Origin of the sequence: Pontibacter populi (genome assembly GCF_040278685.1) — a bacterium.
Taxonomy (GTDB): Bacteria; Bacteroidota; Bacteroidia; order Cytophagales; family Hymenobacteraceae; genus Pontibacter; species Pontibacter populi.
Genome location: NZ_JBEOKT010000005.1, coordinates 102,317 through 117,310, shown reverse-complemented (window position 1 = coordinate 117,310; position 14,994 = coordinate 102,317). Strand labels below are relative to the sequence as shown.

At 47.3% G+C, this 14,994-nt stretch carries 11 protein-coding genes; 6 read left to right on the top strand and 5 right to left on the bottom strand.

From position 1 onward, the window contains the following. The first annotated feature begins 52 nt into the window (after positions 1-52). From ABS362_RS07090 to ABS362_RS07080, 3 genes are all read left to right on the top strand, one after another. On the top strand, positions 53-1,342 hold the full coding sequence (locus ABS362_RS07090) for a cation:proton antiporter (RefSeq protein WP_350411699.1): 1,290 nt from the start codon (positions 53-55) through the stop codon (positions 1,340-1,342). After that, entirely contained in the window at positions 1,335-1,937 is a 603-nt protein-coding gene (locus ABS362_RS07085; RefSeq protein WP_350411698.1) for an alpha-ketoglutarate-dependent dioxygenase AlkB family protein, read from the top strand. The genes ABS362_RS07090 and ABS362_RS07085 overlap by 8 nt, the downstream gene beginning before the upstream one ends. 87 nt (positions 1,938-2,024) lie before the next feature. Continuing rightward, positions 2,025-3,410, top strand: coding sequence for an FAD-dependent oxidoreductase (locus tag ABS362_RS07080; protein WP_350411697.1), 1,386 nt, complete (start codon positions 2,025-2,027; stop codon positions 3,408-3,410). Between the two features lie 56 nt (positions 3,411-3,466). On the opposite strand, the gene ABS362_RS07075 is transcribed toward ABS362_RS07080, so the two are convergent. Both ABS362_RS07075 and kynU read right to left on the bottom strand, forming a co-directional pair. Further along, positions 3,467-4,936, bottom strand: coding sequence for a potassium/proton antiporter (locus ABS362_RS07075; protein ID WP_350411696.1), 1,470 nt, complete (start codon positions 4,934-4,936; stop codon positions 3,467-3,469). A 132-nt stretch (positions 4,937-5,068) separates the two neighbouring features. Next, positions 5,069-6,346: a kynureninase gene (kynU, locus tag ABS362_RS07070; protein ID WP_350411695.1), complete on the bottom strand. Its 1,278-nt coding sequence runs from the start codon at positions 6,344-6,346 to the stop codon at positions 5,069-5,071. 269 nt (positions 6,347-6,615) lie between these two features. Between kynU and ABS362_RS07065 the strand changes: the two genes are divergently transcribed. Together ABS362_RS07065 and ABS362_RS07060 are read left to right on the top strand one after the other, a co-directional pair. Continuing rightward, the gene (locus ABS362_RS07065; RefSeq protein ID WP_350411694.1) at positions 6,616-7,713 is read left to right on the top strand and encodes an amidohydrolase family protein; all 1,098 of its coding nucleotides are present in this window, start codon (positions 6,616-6,618) and stop codon (positions 7,711-7,713) included. Between the two features lie 192 nt (positions 7,714-7,905). Next, positions 7,906-8,424: a DUF4168 domain-containing protein gene (locus tag ABS362_RS07060; RefSeq protein WP_350411693.1), complete on the top strand. Its 519-nt coding sequence runs from the start codon at positions 7,906-7,908 to the stop codon at positions 8,422-8,424. Positions 8,425-8,492: 68 nt separating this feature from the next. Here the strand turns inward: ABS362_RS07060 and ABS362_RS07055 are convergent, their stop codons facing one another. From ABS362_RS07055 to asnS, 3 genes are all read right to left on the bottom strand, one after another. Then, the gene (locus tag ABS362_RS07055) at positions 8,493-10,031 is read right to left on the bottom strand and encodes a hypothetical protein (protein WP_350411692.1); all 1,539 of its coding nucleotides are present in this window, start codon (positions 10,029-10,031) and stop codon (positions 8,493-8,495) included. 101 nt (positions 10,032-10,132) lie between these two features. Then, entirely contained in the window at positions 10,133-11,632 is a 1,500-nt protein-coding gene (locus ABS362_RS07050) for a hypothetical protein (protein ID WP_350411691.1), read from the bottom strand. Positions 11,633-11,748: 116 nt separating this feature from the next. Further along, positions 11,749-13,188, bottom strand: coding sequence for an asparagine--tRNA ligase (gene asnS / locus ABS362_RS07045; RefSeq protein WP_350411690.1), 1,440 nt, complete (start codon positions 13,186-13,188; stop codon positions 11,749-11,751). A 272-nt stretch (positions 13,189-13,460) separates the two neighbouring features. Here asnS and rpoN point away from each other — a divergent pair, with 272 nt between their 5' ends. Next, a complete protein-coding gene (rpoN, locus tag ABS362_RS07040; protein ID WP_350411688.1) occupies positions 13,461-14,912 on the top strand; it encodes an RNA polymerase factor sigma-54 in 1,452 nt (483 codons plus the stop codon). Positions 14,913-14,994 lie beyond the last annotated feature (82 nt).

Below are 14,994 nucleotides of genomic sequence, written 5' to 3'. Positions count from 1 at the left end.
CCGTACAATGCGCTAAAGAAAATCACAAACAGCACCTATCACCCTCCTCCTTATGGATTCTTATGTACTTATTATAACCATAATCGGACTGGCTGCGCTCTCTATGGCCTGGGTGCCGTCTATGTTAGAAAAAAGCTTTATTTCTTACCCCATTATTTACTTGCTGATCGGGGTCATTATTTATTCGCTACCCCTTGGTCTTCCTTTTCCGGACCCTTTATGGCACGAAACCTATGCAGTGCACCTCACAGAGCTAAGTGTAATCATTTCGTTAATGGCTACAGGCCTGAAGATCAGGCGTAATTTTAGCTGGAAAAACTGGAAAATTCCGCTACAGCTGGTGTCTGTAACGATGCTGCTGTCTATTGGTACACTGGCTTTTTTTGGCTGGTGGTGGCTGGGGCTGGCGCCTGCGGCAGCTGTGTTGCTAGGGGCGGTTATGGCCCCAACTGATCCGGTGCTGGCCGAGCAGGTGCAGGTTGGTCCGCCTGATGAAGCAGAAGAAGATGATGTGCGCTTTTCGCTTACCGCTGAAGCCGGCCTTAACGATGGTACTGCTTTCCCGTTTACATGGCTGGCTATAGCTATGGCTGTGGCCGCAGGTACCGGCACCGCAGAAGGATGGCTTACCGACTGGATACTGCGTGACTTGGTCTACAAAATTATTGCGGGGCTGGTAATGGGTTACGGAATAGGGCGGGGCCTGGCGTATCTCGTTTTTTATCTGCCTAAAAGCACCTCTTTCCCTAAAACCCGCGATGGCTTTGTTGCCTTATCGACCACGTTGGTAACCTATGGGTTAACAGAAATGATACATGGTTATGGATTTATAGCTGTGTTTGTGGCTGCGCTAACCATGAGTAGTTACGAAGAAGGCCACGAATATCACACCGAGATGCATGATTTTGTAACGCAGGTAGAGCGGATATTAATGGTTGTGCTGCTGATACTGTTTGGCGGAAGCCTGGTAACTGGTTTGTTAGATCATTTAACCTGGGAGGGGGCGTTACTGGGGTTGGGCTTTTTATTTGTCATCAGGCCTCTTACGGCTTATATCGCTGTTTTTAAAGATAAGTGCAGCACCCGGGAAAAGATAACGATAAGCTTTTTCGGGATACGCGGTATTGGGTCGTTCTTTTACCTGGCTTTTGCCATAAACGAAGTCGCTTTTGCCGATGCAGATGAACTATGGTCTATTGTTGGGTTTATAGTGATGGTGTCTATAGTTCTGCATGGCGTAACAGCTTCGCGGGTAATGGATTATCTGGACTCGAACCGTAGAAAGGAAAGAAGAGAAAGAAGACGCCTCCGTGCTGAAAACAGATCGTACAGAGATGAGTAAGTTTATCCAGAGCAGTGCCTCAAAACTATATATTCCAGATGCGGAAGTATACTATGTGCCAGGCTTCTTTACAGAACGGGAAAGCGAACGATACTATACGCAACTGCTGGAGCAGGTAAGCTGGAAACAGGAAAAGATACGCATGTTTGGTAAGGAAATGCCGATGCCGCGCCTCACCGCCTGGTACGGCCATAAAGCCTACACCTACTCTGGGTTACAAAATAAACCGCAACCCTGGCTACCGCTATTGCTGCAGATAAAAGAGAAGGTGGAACTAGCCACCGGCCATAGTTACAACAGCGTATTGCTAAACTTGTACCAAAGTGGGCAAAACAGTATGGGTTGGCACTCCGACGATGAACCTGAACTAGGGCCCGAGCCAACTATAGCTTCCGTTAGTTTGGGGGCTGAGCGCAGGTTTGGTTTCCGGCATCGGCACAATAAAGCGCAGAAGAACATTTACCTGACCATAACCCACGGCAGCCTGCTGCTGATGCAGGGCCCCACGCAACATAACTGGCAGCACGCCATCCCTAAAACATCCAGGCTCATAGGCAACCGCATCAACCTTACTTTCCGTAACATTGTAAGCTAAACTGCCATAGCTTGCAACAACCGTTGTGAAAAATGAAAGGAAACCGTTACTTTACAGCAACAGTGGTATTGCCCTATACTTTACACTATGACCGAGAAGAAGAACATCGCCATTATGGGAGCCGGGCTTGTAGGCTCGTTGCTATCGTTGTACCTGGCCAAGCGCGGCTATAAAGTAGACCTGTATGAGCGCCGCCCCGATATGCGTGTCAGTACCCTGGATGGCGGCCGTTCTATAAACCTCGCACTCAGCGATAGGGGCTGGAAAGCGCTGCGTGGCATAGGCATAGAAGAGGAAGTGCGCCAGGTAGCAATACCTATGTATGGGCGTGTAATGCACGACGAGCAAGGCAACCTGACGTATCAGCCATACGGCAAGGAAGGGCAGGCAATTTACTCCGTGTCGCGGGCCGGGCTGAACATGGCGCTTATGAATGTGTCGGAGCCAAACCCGGACATAAACTACCACTTTAACCGCCAGGTGCAGGACGTAAACCTGAAAACCAACGAAGTAACCCTGCGCAACCACGATAACAATACAGACGAAACTATAGCGCCAGATCTGATCTTTGGGGCAGATGGGGCTTTCTCGATGGTGCGCGGTGCCCTGCAGAAAACAGAACGGTTTAACTACCAGCAAAGCTACCTGGAGTATGGCTATAAAGAACTAACTATACCGCCAGCTGAAGGTGGCGGCTGGCTCCTCGAAAAAAATGCCCTACACATATGGCCGCGCGGCAACTATATGATGATCGCGTTGCCGAACACAGACGGCAGTTTTACCTGTACCTTGTTTTTCCCTTACGAAGGCGAACGCTCTTTTGCCTCCATCAAGAATGATACAGACCTGCTTAACTTTTTCCTGGAGGTGTTTCCGGATGCAGTGCCGCTGATGCCGGATCTGGCCCAGGACTATTTCTGCAACCCAACAGGCTCACTGGTAACTATAAAATGCTTTCCGTGGAGCTACGAAGATAAAGTGCTGCTGATAGGTGATGCCTGCCATGCAGTAGTTCCGTTTTACGGGCAAGGTATGAATGCCGGCTTCGAAGACATTACTGTGCTGGATAAGATGCTGGATACTTTTGACGGCAACTGGCAAAGCCTGTTTAAAACCTTTGAGCGCAAGCGCAAGCCTGATGCAGACGCCATTGCCGACCTGGCCGTGATGAATTTTGTAGAGATGCGCGATAAAGTGGCCGATCCGCGTTTCCTGCTCCGCAAAAAAGTTGAAGCTAAAATAAGCGAACAATACCCGGGCAAATGGAACACGCTCTATAGTATGGTAACCTTCTCCGATCTGCCTTATTCTTACGCCCTCGAAACCGGCAGGCAACAGGACAAGATCATGAAAAAAGTGATGAAGCACATCCAGACCATAGAAGACTATAGCAAGCCGGAAGTGCAGCATCTCCTCGAACAACAACTTATTCAGAAAGAGAAACTGAAAACTTACCAACCACAGGAGGCATAACCTGTTTTGCTTAAACTATAGATAGCAGGCAGAGAATTAGAGTTGCACGTTATAGTTTATGCAGGAATGCCGAGTGCCTGGTTTACTTTTTCCAGTTCGCTGTCATTATCGATCATGACCAGCAGCTTGTCGTTTTCTTCGAGCACGGTGGCGCCATTTGGGGTAACATATTTGCCGCCCCGGTTTATAAGCACGATCAGGGCTGTTTTCGGGAACTGCAGTTCAACTATAGATTTGCCAACGCCGGTGCTGTTGCTGGTAAGATCCAATTCTACGAGAGCATTTTTCATGTCCAGGCCCATTTCCTCGCCCAACTGAAAACGCTTCGGAGATTTGTCGTTGCGCGATAAGCGGAGCCACCTGGCCACCAAGGCAAGTGTGGTACCCTGCAGCATAACCGACGTGAGTACAATAAAGAATACGATGTTAAAGATCATGTTTGATTTACCTACACCGGCCAGCATGGGGTAAGTGGCAAACACAATAGGTACCGCACCGCGCAAACCTACCCACGAAATGTAAAGCTTATCCCGAAACGTGCTCCGGAAAGGGACCATACTGACAAACACGCTTATCGGGCGGGCCACCAGAATCAGGAAAACAGAGATCAGCATGCCAGTACCTAGCACCGGTATCATCTGCGACGGAAACACCAGCAACCCAAGCGTTAAGAACATCAGGATCTGCATGAGCCAGGCCACGCCATCGTAAAATTTGGTTAAGCTGCCTTTGTGTATAAAGTTACGGTTACCCAGAATAACGCCCGCAATGTACACGGCCAGGAAACCGTTGCCATTAATAACCGCAGTGAACGCATAAGTAAAAATTAACATGCCCAGCGAAAGCGCCGGATAAAGTCCTTCCTGCTGCAAGGTGATGCGGTTGATGACCCAGGCCATAATACGGCCCATAGCAATGCCCATTACAGCGCCAATACTCATCTGCAGGAAAAACATGGGCACCAGACTCCAGATACTGGCCTCACCCTCGTTCACCACCATAAAAGTTAAACTTACCGTCAGGAAGTAAGCCATCGGGTCGTTACTACCAGATTCCAGCTCGAGTGTGGGGCGCAGGTTATGTTTAAGGCCGATGTTTTTGGAGCGTAGGATTGAGAACACTGCCGCAGCATCAGTAGACGAAACGATAGAACCAAGCAATAAACCTTCCAGCAGTGTAAAATCAGATATCAGCCAGACAAATACGCCCAGCAGCATAGCCGTTATAAATACCCCTACAGTTGATAAGCTCACACCCCGCCAGAGAATAGGCTTAGTGGTTTCCCAGCGCGTATCCAGGCCGCCTGAAAAAAGGATGATGGTAAGCGCGACAGTACCCATCGACTGTGCCGAACCCGGATCGTTAAAATGAATGTTGCCAATGCCTTCGGAGCCGGCCAGCATACCAACACCCAGAAACAGAACCAGCGCCGGAATACCAAACTTACCAAGGCTCCTGCTGAGCAAGATGCTTATCAGCAACAGGATGGATGCACCAAGCAAAATGTTCTCTATCGATAAATTCATCCGCAGGGTTGATAACTATAGTTGCTATTTATACTTAAAACCGAGTCAAAGTTTCGGGCTTCAGAAAAATTACTCACAAAAAAGGCCTGCAGTACATACTACAGGCCTTTCAGTGGTTAAAACTTTACGCGATTACTGATGCACTTCCAGTGTTTTATGCAATATTTCTGAGAAGCGATACACTTCCTCGAAGCTATTGTAAAGCGGGGTAGGAGCCACACGAATAACGTTTGGCTCACGGTAGTCCACTATAATGCCGGCCTCCATTAGTTTATTAAACAACTCACGGGCATTTTGTTTTACTAAAATAGATATCTGGCTGCCACGGGCTTTCGGGTCTGTTGGGGTAATCATCTCCAGCACGTCTTTGCCTACATGTACATCATTGATCAGGTACTCCAGGTAACCGGTCAGTTTTTCGCTTTTGGCGCGCAGGTTTTCCATGCCAGCCTCATCAAACAACTCCAGAGATGCACGGTGCACGGCAAATGGCAATATCTGCCCGTTGCTGAGCTGCCAGCCTGCCGCTCCGGGCATTGGTATAAAACCTTTCTTCATCTGGAAACGAGAGCTGGCATCGTGGCCCCACCAGCCGGCAAAGCGCGGCAGGTCCGGGTTGTTGCCGTGGCGCTCATGCACAAATACACCGGACGTACCGCCCGGCCCCGAGTTCAGGTATTTATAAGTACACCAAACGGCAAAGTCAACATTCCAGTCGTGCAGCTTAACAGGTATGTTCCCGGCTGCGTGCGCGAGGTCAAAACCAACTATAGCACCTGCTTCGTGGCCTGCTTTGGTAATAGCTTCCATATCAAACACCTGCCCGGTATAGTAGTTAATGCCACCCATCATGACCAAAGCCAGTTCATCGGCATGTTGTTTTATACTTTGCAGGATGTCTTCGGTGCGCAGGGTGTGCTCGCCTTCGCGCGGGTAAAGCTCAACTATAGCTTCGTCGGGGTTATAGCCATGAAAGCGGGTCTGTGTTTCTAAAGCGTATTGATCAGAAGGGAAAGCGCCTGCTTCGGTGATGATCTTGAAACGCTTGCCTTCCGGTCTGTAAAACGACACCAGCATCAGGTGCAGGTTTACCGTCAGTTGGTTCATGATAACGACTTCGCTTTCTTTGGCACCTACTACACGCGCAGCACCGGCAGCTAACAGTTCGTGGTAATTAAACCAGGGTTCCTCGCCTTTAAAATGCCCTTCCACAGCCAGGTTAGCCCATTTGTACATCTCGTTATCGATGTACATCTGTGCCGATTTAGGCTGCAAGCCAAGCGAGTTGCCACAGAAGTAAATAGCATCCTGCTTGTTTACCTGCGGAAAGTAAAATTTATCTCTGAAGTGATGTAACGGGTCGTTCTTGTCCTGCTCCTGCGCAAAGGCAAGGGTATTCTGGTAGTTCATTGTAAATGCAGATCGTTTATAATTTGTGCCACCAAGCGCGGCTATAGTTCGTAAAGGTCTGCGAATATACTAATTTGTGCCGGTTTGCTTTTGCGTTATAGTTGGGTTTGCTGCCGTGGCTATAGTTTATAGTTAGAGCTGCTGCGCAACTATAAAATCAGGGAAGCTTTTGTAGCCGGGCCTGCGTATTTATAGTATAAATGCTTATATTGTTGAATTGCCTGACAGTGCCGTATAGTTGAAACCGGCATTTTCGCCCTTGTTACATCATGCACATACATACGCCCACACATCCTGTACTAACTGATTCCGGTCTGCTGAAGATCGATATACACACGCATATTTTGCCAGCTACCTGGCCCAACCTGCGCGAGCGTTACGGTTATGGCGGCTTTATACGCCTGGAGCATCACAAGCCATGCTGCGCCCGCATGATGATGGACGACAAGTTCTTCAGGGAGATAGAGGACAACTGCTGGGATCCAAAGGTGCGCATGCACGAGTGCAGCCAGCATAAAGTTGGGGTGCAGGTGCTGAGCACTGTGCCGGTCATGTTTAATTACTGGGCCAAACCCGAACATACCTACGACCTGAGCAAATTCCTGAACGACCATATTGCCGGTATTGTGGCCGATTACCCGGACCGCTTTATTGGCCTGGGTACGCTACCGATGCAGGACACCGAGCTATCTATAAAAGAGCTGGAGCGGTGCGTAAAAGAACTGGGCATGCCGGGCATACAGATCGGAACCAATATTAACGGCCAGAATTTAGATGCTGCAGAGCTCTTCCCGATATTTGAAGCCGCCCAGGATTTAGGAGCCGCCATTTTTGTGCACCCCTGGGACATGCTGGGCAAAGACCGCACAAGCAAATACTGGATGCCCTGGCTGGTAGGTATGCCTGCAGAAACTACCGTTGCTATCTGCTCGATGATATTCGGAGGTGTGTTTGAGCGCCTGCCGAAACTACGTGTAGCGTTTGCGCACGGTGGTGGTTCGTTCCCGTCAACTATAGGCCGCATTGCCCATGGCTTTGAAGTAAGGCCAGACCTTTGCGCTATTGATAACAATGTGAACCCACGCGATTATTTAGGCAAATTCTACTTCGACTCGTTGGTGCATGACCCATTAATGCTGGAGTATCTGGTGAACCTGGTAGGTGCTGAAAAAATCGCCTTGGGAACCGATTATCCCTTCCCGCTGGGCGAATTAGAGCCTGGTAAACTGATAGAATCGATGCCTTACGACCTGGCAACTATAGAACGCATGCTGAACGGCACCGCTCTGGAGTGGCTGAACCTGAAAAAGGAGCAGTTTTTGAAAGAGCCAACTATAAAATCAGCATCTTCAGTTGTGGGTTTATAGTTAGATTAACACTATGGCCATTTTATAGTTTCGGTAGCCTTTTCCGTATTAATCTCGGGCTTTATACTATAGCTTTGATTCCCCATGTTGCCTCGATTTAAGAACTAAACCGCCACTAAAAGAGTATACTATAGGTTTATGGCTGCTAATCAGCTTCAATTTATCCACTCTTAAAACCAATCCGGGAATTTTATGAACATGATCAATAATAAACTGAAAGGGTTTGCTGTAGCTATACTTATAGTTGGGGCAGGCACTGTTACCAACTCAGCTTTTGCACAGAAAAAGCAGCAGACGCAACCCGTTCAGCCTAAAACAGAACAAAACACACCCACCACTAGCTTCACTGATGCAGACCTTAAACAGTTCGCCGATGCCAACAACCGCCTCATAGTGGTGCAGCAGGAAGGCGAGAAAGCCATGCTTGCTATTTTAGCTGAGGAAAAACTGAGCGTAGAAAAATTCAGTGAGATGGCAAAAGCGCATCAGCAGCAGAAAATGAACGAAGTAAAAGCAACTCCCGAAGAATTCGCAGCTTTTAACCGTTCTGCGCAGCGTATGATAGAAATGCAGCCAACAATGGAGCAGGACCTGGAAAAGGCAATTGTAAAAGACGGCATGACCGTAGAAAAGTATGAGCAGATAATGGTCGCCTTTAAACAAGACCCAGCTATGCAGGCCAAAGTGCAGAAACTGATGGAACAGAAATAAGAAAACGATAGACCATAAAAAAGCGCTGCTCTAAAAGGGCAGCGCTTTTTGCTTGTATTCTCTTTTCTTTAGCTCTCCGGTGCAAACTCCATTATCCGGAAAGTTTTTGTCTTGCGGTCGTAGTAGCCGTAGTGCAGTTTGTTGCCATAGCGGTAAACCGTTTTATAGTCTGGCTCCGACTTCAGCTCCTGCTCAAACTTATCTACCTTGTCCTGTACCAGCTCGTTTGTCCCATTATCAGCTTTTGCCAACGTGTTATCGTCCAGCACAGCCCTGAAATAAGTGCTTATGCCAGGCCCTGACGGACGACTACCGCCCTGCCCATACGGGTCGTAAAAGTAGCGGCTATAGTACGGCGAATTAAGATAGTAGCTTGGGATATTATAAGCCGGCACCCAACGTCCGGGTATCATCATCAGTCCGCGCGAAGTTCGGTAGTACTGGTCCGGGGTGCGCACCATTCGCGACATATCCTGAGATGGATTGCGCTCTCCCGGCGGATCATAAGAGCCTATTGTTAACTGTATGGTGCTATCCGTAAATGCATTTACTGTAATGGCAGGCAGGCCGTCAGCCAACTTCTTCATTACTTTGGATGTCTGCTTTACGGTATCTACATCAGATGCAAACAAGCCGCGCATACCACGCTGATACACTGGCGTAGACTTGATCGCTATTTCCTGGTCGCCGCTGAAGGTATAGGTTTTTACAGGCTCCAGGGTAGTGAAGTTATAAGCAGTTAAGTTCAGCTTATCACGGTCGAGTTGCAGCCTGAAAAGCGTATCGCGGAACAGGAAAGAGTTAAAAGCCGGGTCGTTGCGCTGCTCCAACGCGGGCAGCGTACGGTAAGTTGATTTTCCGGTATCCCAGTCCAAAGCCAGAATTTCGGTTGTCGCTTCTTTTCGGTTCAGGTCCTTAAGGGGCTGTCCATCAAAGATCATGTAAATATTGCCATCACGACTATAGATCTTGCCGCTATGGTAACCAGCTGTTACTGTCTGCTCCATATCCGGGTGCACATACACCAGATCCATCAGGCGTGCATCACGGGTGCGGGTTTCGGGCAGGTTAGGCTCAAATATCCGGCGCTCCATTTTGGCAAGTCCTTCCTGCGAATCGTTGCTGCGGTATAAGTGCAGGCGGTCTTTCCGGTCGGTATACAACATATAAAAGTGCTCATCGTCGCCGAAACCACCTACGAAATATGTATTGCGCTCTTTGTCAAGCTCTACATCCTGCAAGCTTCTGAAAGCACCAGTCTTACGGTTAATGGCAAAAGGTCGCACATAATCGCGGCGGCCATTTTCGTAGCGGCTGTAAAATATAAAATCGGTATCGGTTACGCGTGTGCCCAACACCTGTGGGTCGCGGTTCCAGCGGTAAGGAATCTCATGCTGGGCCCGAACTTCTCCGGTAGGGGATACAAGGGTGAAATGCAGCTTATTATTTTGATAAAAATACAAGCAAACATTCCCATTATCGTCGGCCACTGAAACCAGGTCTTCTGGCTGGCGAAGTGGCAGCTCCAGGTTTGCGAACTCGCGCTGGGCACTGGCCATTTGCGCAAATCCCAAAAACAGGAGCAGGGTTAGGATGAATCTATGCATAGTTTAATATACTGTTTTTAAAGTATAACTAGCAAATTTCCAGCCAGAAGTATTAAGTTAGAGATAATTTATAGTTGTGATTTTATATATTGGTTCTAGAATTACTGGGCAGGTGCTGAAAACATTACAAGCTTCAAGGCTTTTTCGTCCAGGTCCTCATAAACAAAGTAAGCATTCCCATTGGCTTTATAAGTAGCTGTTGAGCCTATTCTTTTATCTCCTTTTTGAAGATGTATCTCATAATCATCAACCTGGTCCTGTAAGGTTCTGCCTGTAGTATGTTCTACTTTAGTGTAGGTTGCTGCATTTAAGAAAGCCTTAAAATAAGTGCTTACGCCGCTTCCCTGGCTATAAAAGCCCGGGCTTGCCATAGCCATACGGGTGGAGGGTAACGTTACTGACCCGCCTGGTGTGGATATGGTGCCACCGCCCATTGGCATGCCCATACCGCCGCCATAGCCACCAGAAGGCGTAGGTGCTACATAAGAACCAATCGTTAATTGCAGTGTGTTTGTTCCAGTCTCTTCAACGGTAATAGCCGGTGTACCTTTATCCATTTTGCGTAACACTTCGCTAGTCTTCTCCAGTACCTTATAATCCGAATCATAGATGGTAGCAGCGCCACGTTTTAATACCGGTGTGGATTTTAACGTTAACTGATCATCTTTGCCGTAACTATAGTTTTTCAGCTGTTTTAGCGTAGGGAGTTCATATACATCAAGTATAAGTTCTTTGCTACTTACCTGCACCCTGAATAACTGGTCTTTAAATAAGTATGAATTAAAGTTTAGCCCGGTTTTGTAAGGCATCTCGGGTAACTTGGTAAGCTTTGATGTGCTGTTAGTAAGGTCGAGTTCTAAGATATCGGTTGTAGTAAACTTGGTATTCCCAAGCATAAAGGCGTCAAAAACAAAGTATAGCTTGTCTCCTTGCTTGTAAAGTTTCTTTTGGTGGTGGGCTGCATAAACTGTTTTAGCCGACTTCTCATTCATAAATTCTACATCAGAGTAGCGGAGAAACCTGCTCGGACCATTATCTATAGTTATAACTATAGTTTTAATATTGCTTTGGCTATTGGCATCTAGCTGAAGTACCTGCAGAGCACTTTCTTTTTTACTGTAGAAAAGCATGTATACCTGGTTGCCTTCTGTAAAGCTGGTAACGAACTTACACCCTTTCAGCAGTTCAGGCTCCAGATCAGGGAGAATTGTGTTTTCGCCAGTAGCCTTATTTACCTTGTGCTGTATGATCTTATAACCTCTGTCAGTCTTGCTATATTTGTAAAAATGGAAACTCTCCCCTTGGTCAAGTGATCCCAGGAAGTCTTGTTGCTCTATAAAATCAGAATTTAGCTTTGTTTTGCCTAATACCTGACCAGTTGGTGTAAGTGAAAGGAAGTAGGTAGAAGTAAATTTGGTGAAGAGGTTATACTGCGTCAGGTAAAGGCATGTGTTTCCGGCATCGTCAATGGCTGGAGAAATGTCTTTTATAGTTGAGATCTTTCCTGAAAAGCTCTTGATAGGTACTGTTAATATTTCCTGTTGAGCTACAGCTGTAAATGGCAGCAACACGGCCAGTGCTAATTTGTAAAGTTTGGTCATAGCTTATAATTAAATTCGGAGTATCAAATATAAGCAAAAACATATATGCTATGTTATAGTACACAAAAAAGCCCGACCAGTTATGGTCAGGCTCTCCTGTAAAGTATAAATCTTACTTAAAACTCTGCGTTCTGCGGTGTTCTTGGGAAAGGAATTACGTCGCGGATGTTGCCCATGCCTGTAACGAACTGCACCATACGCTCGAAGCCAAGACCGAAACCAGCATGCGGACAGCCACCGAAACGGCGGGTATCCAGGTACCACCATAGGTCTTCCTCGTGTATGCCAACGCCTTTCATGCGCTCTACCAGAATATCCAGACGCTCTTCACGCTGCGAACCACCTACAATCTCACCAATGCCCGGAGCAAGTATATCCATAGCCGCTACCGTTTTGCCGTCGTCGTTCAGGCGCATGTAAAACGCTTTGATATCTTTCGGGTAATCGGTAACTATAACCGGTTTTTTGAAATGCTTCTCTACCAGGTAACGCTCGTGCTCACTCTGCAAGTCAATGCCCCAGCTAACTTCATACTGGAATTTCTTCTTCTTGTAATGGTTCGAGTTTAATAGAATATCGATGGCCTCAGTGTAGGTTACACGCTCAAAATCGTTGTTTACCACAAACTCCAGCTTCTCCAGCAGGGTCATTTCCTGGCGCTCGTTCTGTGGCTTGGCTTTATCTTCTTCTGTTAAACGCTGGCCCAGGAACTCAATATCCTCACGGTTGTTTTCCAGTGCATAACGAATGATGTATTTGATAAACTCTTCGGCCAGGTCGGCGTTCATTTTCAGGTCGTAGAAAGCCATCTCCGGCTCAATCATCCAGAACTCTGCCAGGTGGCGCGTCGTGTTCGAGTTTTCAGCACGGAACGTAGGCCCGAAAGTATAAATATCACTGAAAGCCATGGCAGCCAGCTCGCCTTCCAACTGACCGGATACCGTAAGGTTAGTAGCCTTGCCAAAGAAGTCTTCAGCGTAGTTTACCTGTCCGTCTTCTGTTTTAGGCGGATTGATCGGGTCTAACGTAGTCACACGGAACATTTCGCCGGCACCTTCTGCATCCGAAGCTGTGATGATAGGCGTGTGCATGTAAACAAAGCCTTTTTCGTTAAAGAACTTGTGCACTGCAAATGCCAGCGAGTTACGCACTCTGAAAACAGCGCCAAACGTGTTAGTCCGGAAACGCAGGTGTGCAATCTCACGCAAAAACTCCAGCGAGTGTGCTTTCTTTTGTAACGGATATGCTTCAGGGTCAGCTTTGCCAAGTACTTCTATGGTTTTAGCCTGTATTTCAAATGCCTGTCCTTTGCCCTGCGATGCTACCAGCTCACCGGTAATAGAAACGGCAGCGCCGGTTGTAACGTCTTTCAGTGCTTCTTCGCTGAAATTATTGGCATCGGCTACAACCTGTATCGTATTTATAGTAGAGCCGTCGTTAACGGCAATAAAGTTCACATACTTATTTCCGCGCTTGGTGCGCACCCAGCCTTTCAGCAGAACATCTTTGCCCGCTTCGGCGCCCGTTAGCAGGTCTTTTACTTTTGTGCGTTGCATGTAACGTTGCGTTTATGTAATTTAAAAGTAGCCAACTATAAAGGTATAAAGAAAGACCGGAAATGTTGTGGCCGGTAACCCATAGTTTATAGTTGATAGCCTGCAAAGGTAAGCCAGAAACTATAAAAAGCGATAAACACGCAGGTGAGGATGGACGTTCTTAACAAAAAATGTGCTAAACAAACGAATTTTCAACCTTTTGTTGATAATGCGAGTAAAATTATTCTAAATTTGAAATACGGGGAACCGTTATAATAACCAAATCTTAACCCATGCAGCGTCTCGACTTAAGACAACTTTTACAGCAGAAGCTATCGCCGCAGCAGATACAATTTATAAAGCTGTTGCAGATACCTACGGCCGAGCTGGAGATGCGCATTAAAGAAGAGCTGGAAATAAACCCAGCCCTGGAAGAAGGTGCTGAACAGCCTGAAGACCAATATAGCGACACAGATTCTGACGAATATGGTGATAACGACGATGACTACGGCAAAGACGATGTAGACATTAACGATTACCTGAACGATGACGAAATAAGCGGCTATAAAATGCAGGGCGACCGTGGCGGCGAAGACGAAGACGACCGCGAAATGCCGATTGCTGTTGCTTCTTCGCTTACTGATCAGTTGATGGATCAGCTTGGTTTTCTGGATTTGGATGACAAGCAGCATATTATTGGCATGCAGCTGATCGGAAGTATAGATAACGATGGTTACATCCGGCGCGACCTGAGCGCTATTTCTAACGACCTGGCTTTCTCGCAGAACGTGGATGCCAGCGAAGAAGAAATTGAAGAAGTGCTGCACATGATCCAGACCTTCGACCCGGCCGGTATTGCTGCCCGTGACTTGCCGGAGTGTTTGTTGCTGCAACTGCACCGCCGCGACCAGGACGAAACAATTATACTTGCCGAGCGCATTTTAGAAGATGCCTTCGATGAGTTTACCAAAAAGCACTACCAGAAAATACAGTCTAAGTTTAGCGTGTCGGAAGATGAGCTGAAGAAGGCTATAGATATAATTACCAAGCTTAATCCAAAGCCAGGTGGTGCCGGAGCCGGCATGACGCGTATTCAGTATATCATCCCGGATTTTATATTGACCAACAATAACGGCCAGCTGGAGCTTTCTCTAAACTCGCGTAACGCACCGGATTTGCGCATCAGCCGCTCGTATGCCGATATGTTTGATGCCTATGATAAGTCAGACAAGAAGGACAAGAAGCTTAAAGAGACGGTAACGTTTGTAAAGCAGAAACTGGATGCAGCCAAGTGGTTTATAGATGCCATTCGCCAGCGCCAGAACACGCTGTTGCGTACGATGGAATCCATCATCAAGTATCAGCACAATTTCTTCCTGGAAGGTGATGAAAGCGAACTGCGACCGATGATCCTGAAAGATATTGCCGAAGATATTGGTATGGACATTAGTACTGTAAGCCGTGTTGCAAACAGCAAAGCCGTGCAGACCGAGTTTGGTATTTATCCGCTCAAGTATTTCTTCTCAGAGGGTATAGCCACCGACTCCGGCGAAGATGCCAGTAGCCGCGAAGTAAAGCATATCCTGAAAGAAATTATTGAAGGAGAAAGTAAGCGCAAGCCACTTTCTGATGAAAAGATAGAGCAGATACTGAACGAGAAAGGCTACAACATTGCCCGCCGTACCGTTGCCAAATACCGCGAGCAGCTGAACATACCAGTAGCCCGCCTTCGCAAAGAACTATAATTGTTGGTGGTTAAATTGTTTAATGGTTGTATGGTTAAATTGCTGGTTTTACTGACGTGTAAGATGCAACGAGTTGCGTCTC

Excerpts from the sequence above, each read along its gene's own strand:
- kynU (WP_350411695.1), bottom strand. The coding sequence starts at position 6,346 with ATGAACTACCAGAATACCCTTGCCTTTGCGCAGGAGCAGGACAAGAAC.
- ABS362_RS07050 (WP_350411691.1), bottom strand. The coding sequence starts at position 11,632 with ATGACCAAACTTTACAAATTAGCACTGGCCGTGTTGCTGCCATTTACA.
- ABS362_RS07085 (WP_350411698.1), top strand. The coding sequence starts at position 1,335 with ATGAGTAAGTTTATCCAGAGCAGTGCCTCAAAACTATATATTCCAGAT.
- ABS362_RS07060 (WP_350411693.1), top strand. The coding sequence starts at position 7,906 with ATGAACATGATCAATAATAAACTGAAAGGGTTTGCTGTAGCTATACTT.
- ABS362_RS07090 (WP_350411699.1), top strand. The coding sequence starts at position 53 with ATGGATTCTTATGTACTTATTATAACCATAATCGGACTGGCTGCGCTC.
- rpoN (WP_350411688.1), top strand. The coding sequence starts at position 13,461 with ATGCAGCGTCTCGACTTAAGACAACTTTTACAGCAGAAGCTATCGCCG.
- ABS362_RS07075 (WP_350411696.1), bottom strand. The coding sequence starts at position 4,936 with ATGAATTTATCGATAGAGAACATTTTGCTTGGTGCATCCATCCTGTTG.
- ABS362_RS07065 (WP_350411694.1), top strand. The coding sequence starts at position 6,616 with ATGCACATACATACGCCCACACATCCTGTACTAACTGATTCCGGTCTG.
- asnS (WP_350411690.1), bottom strand. The coding sequence starts at position 13,188 with ATGCAACGCACAAAAGTAAAAGACCTGCTAACGGGCGCCGAAGCGGGC.
- ABS362_RS07080 (WP_350411697.1), top strand. The coding sequence starts at position 2,025 with ATGACCGAGAAGAAGAACATCGCCATTATGGGAGCCGGGCTTGTAGGC.
- ABS362_RS07055 (WP_350411692.1), bottom strand. The coding sequence starts at position 10,031 with ATGCATAGATTCATCCTAACCCTGCTCCTGTTTTTGGGATTTGCGCAA.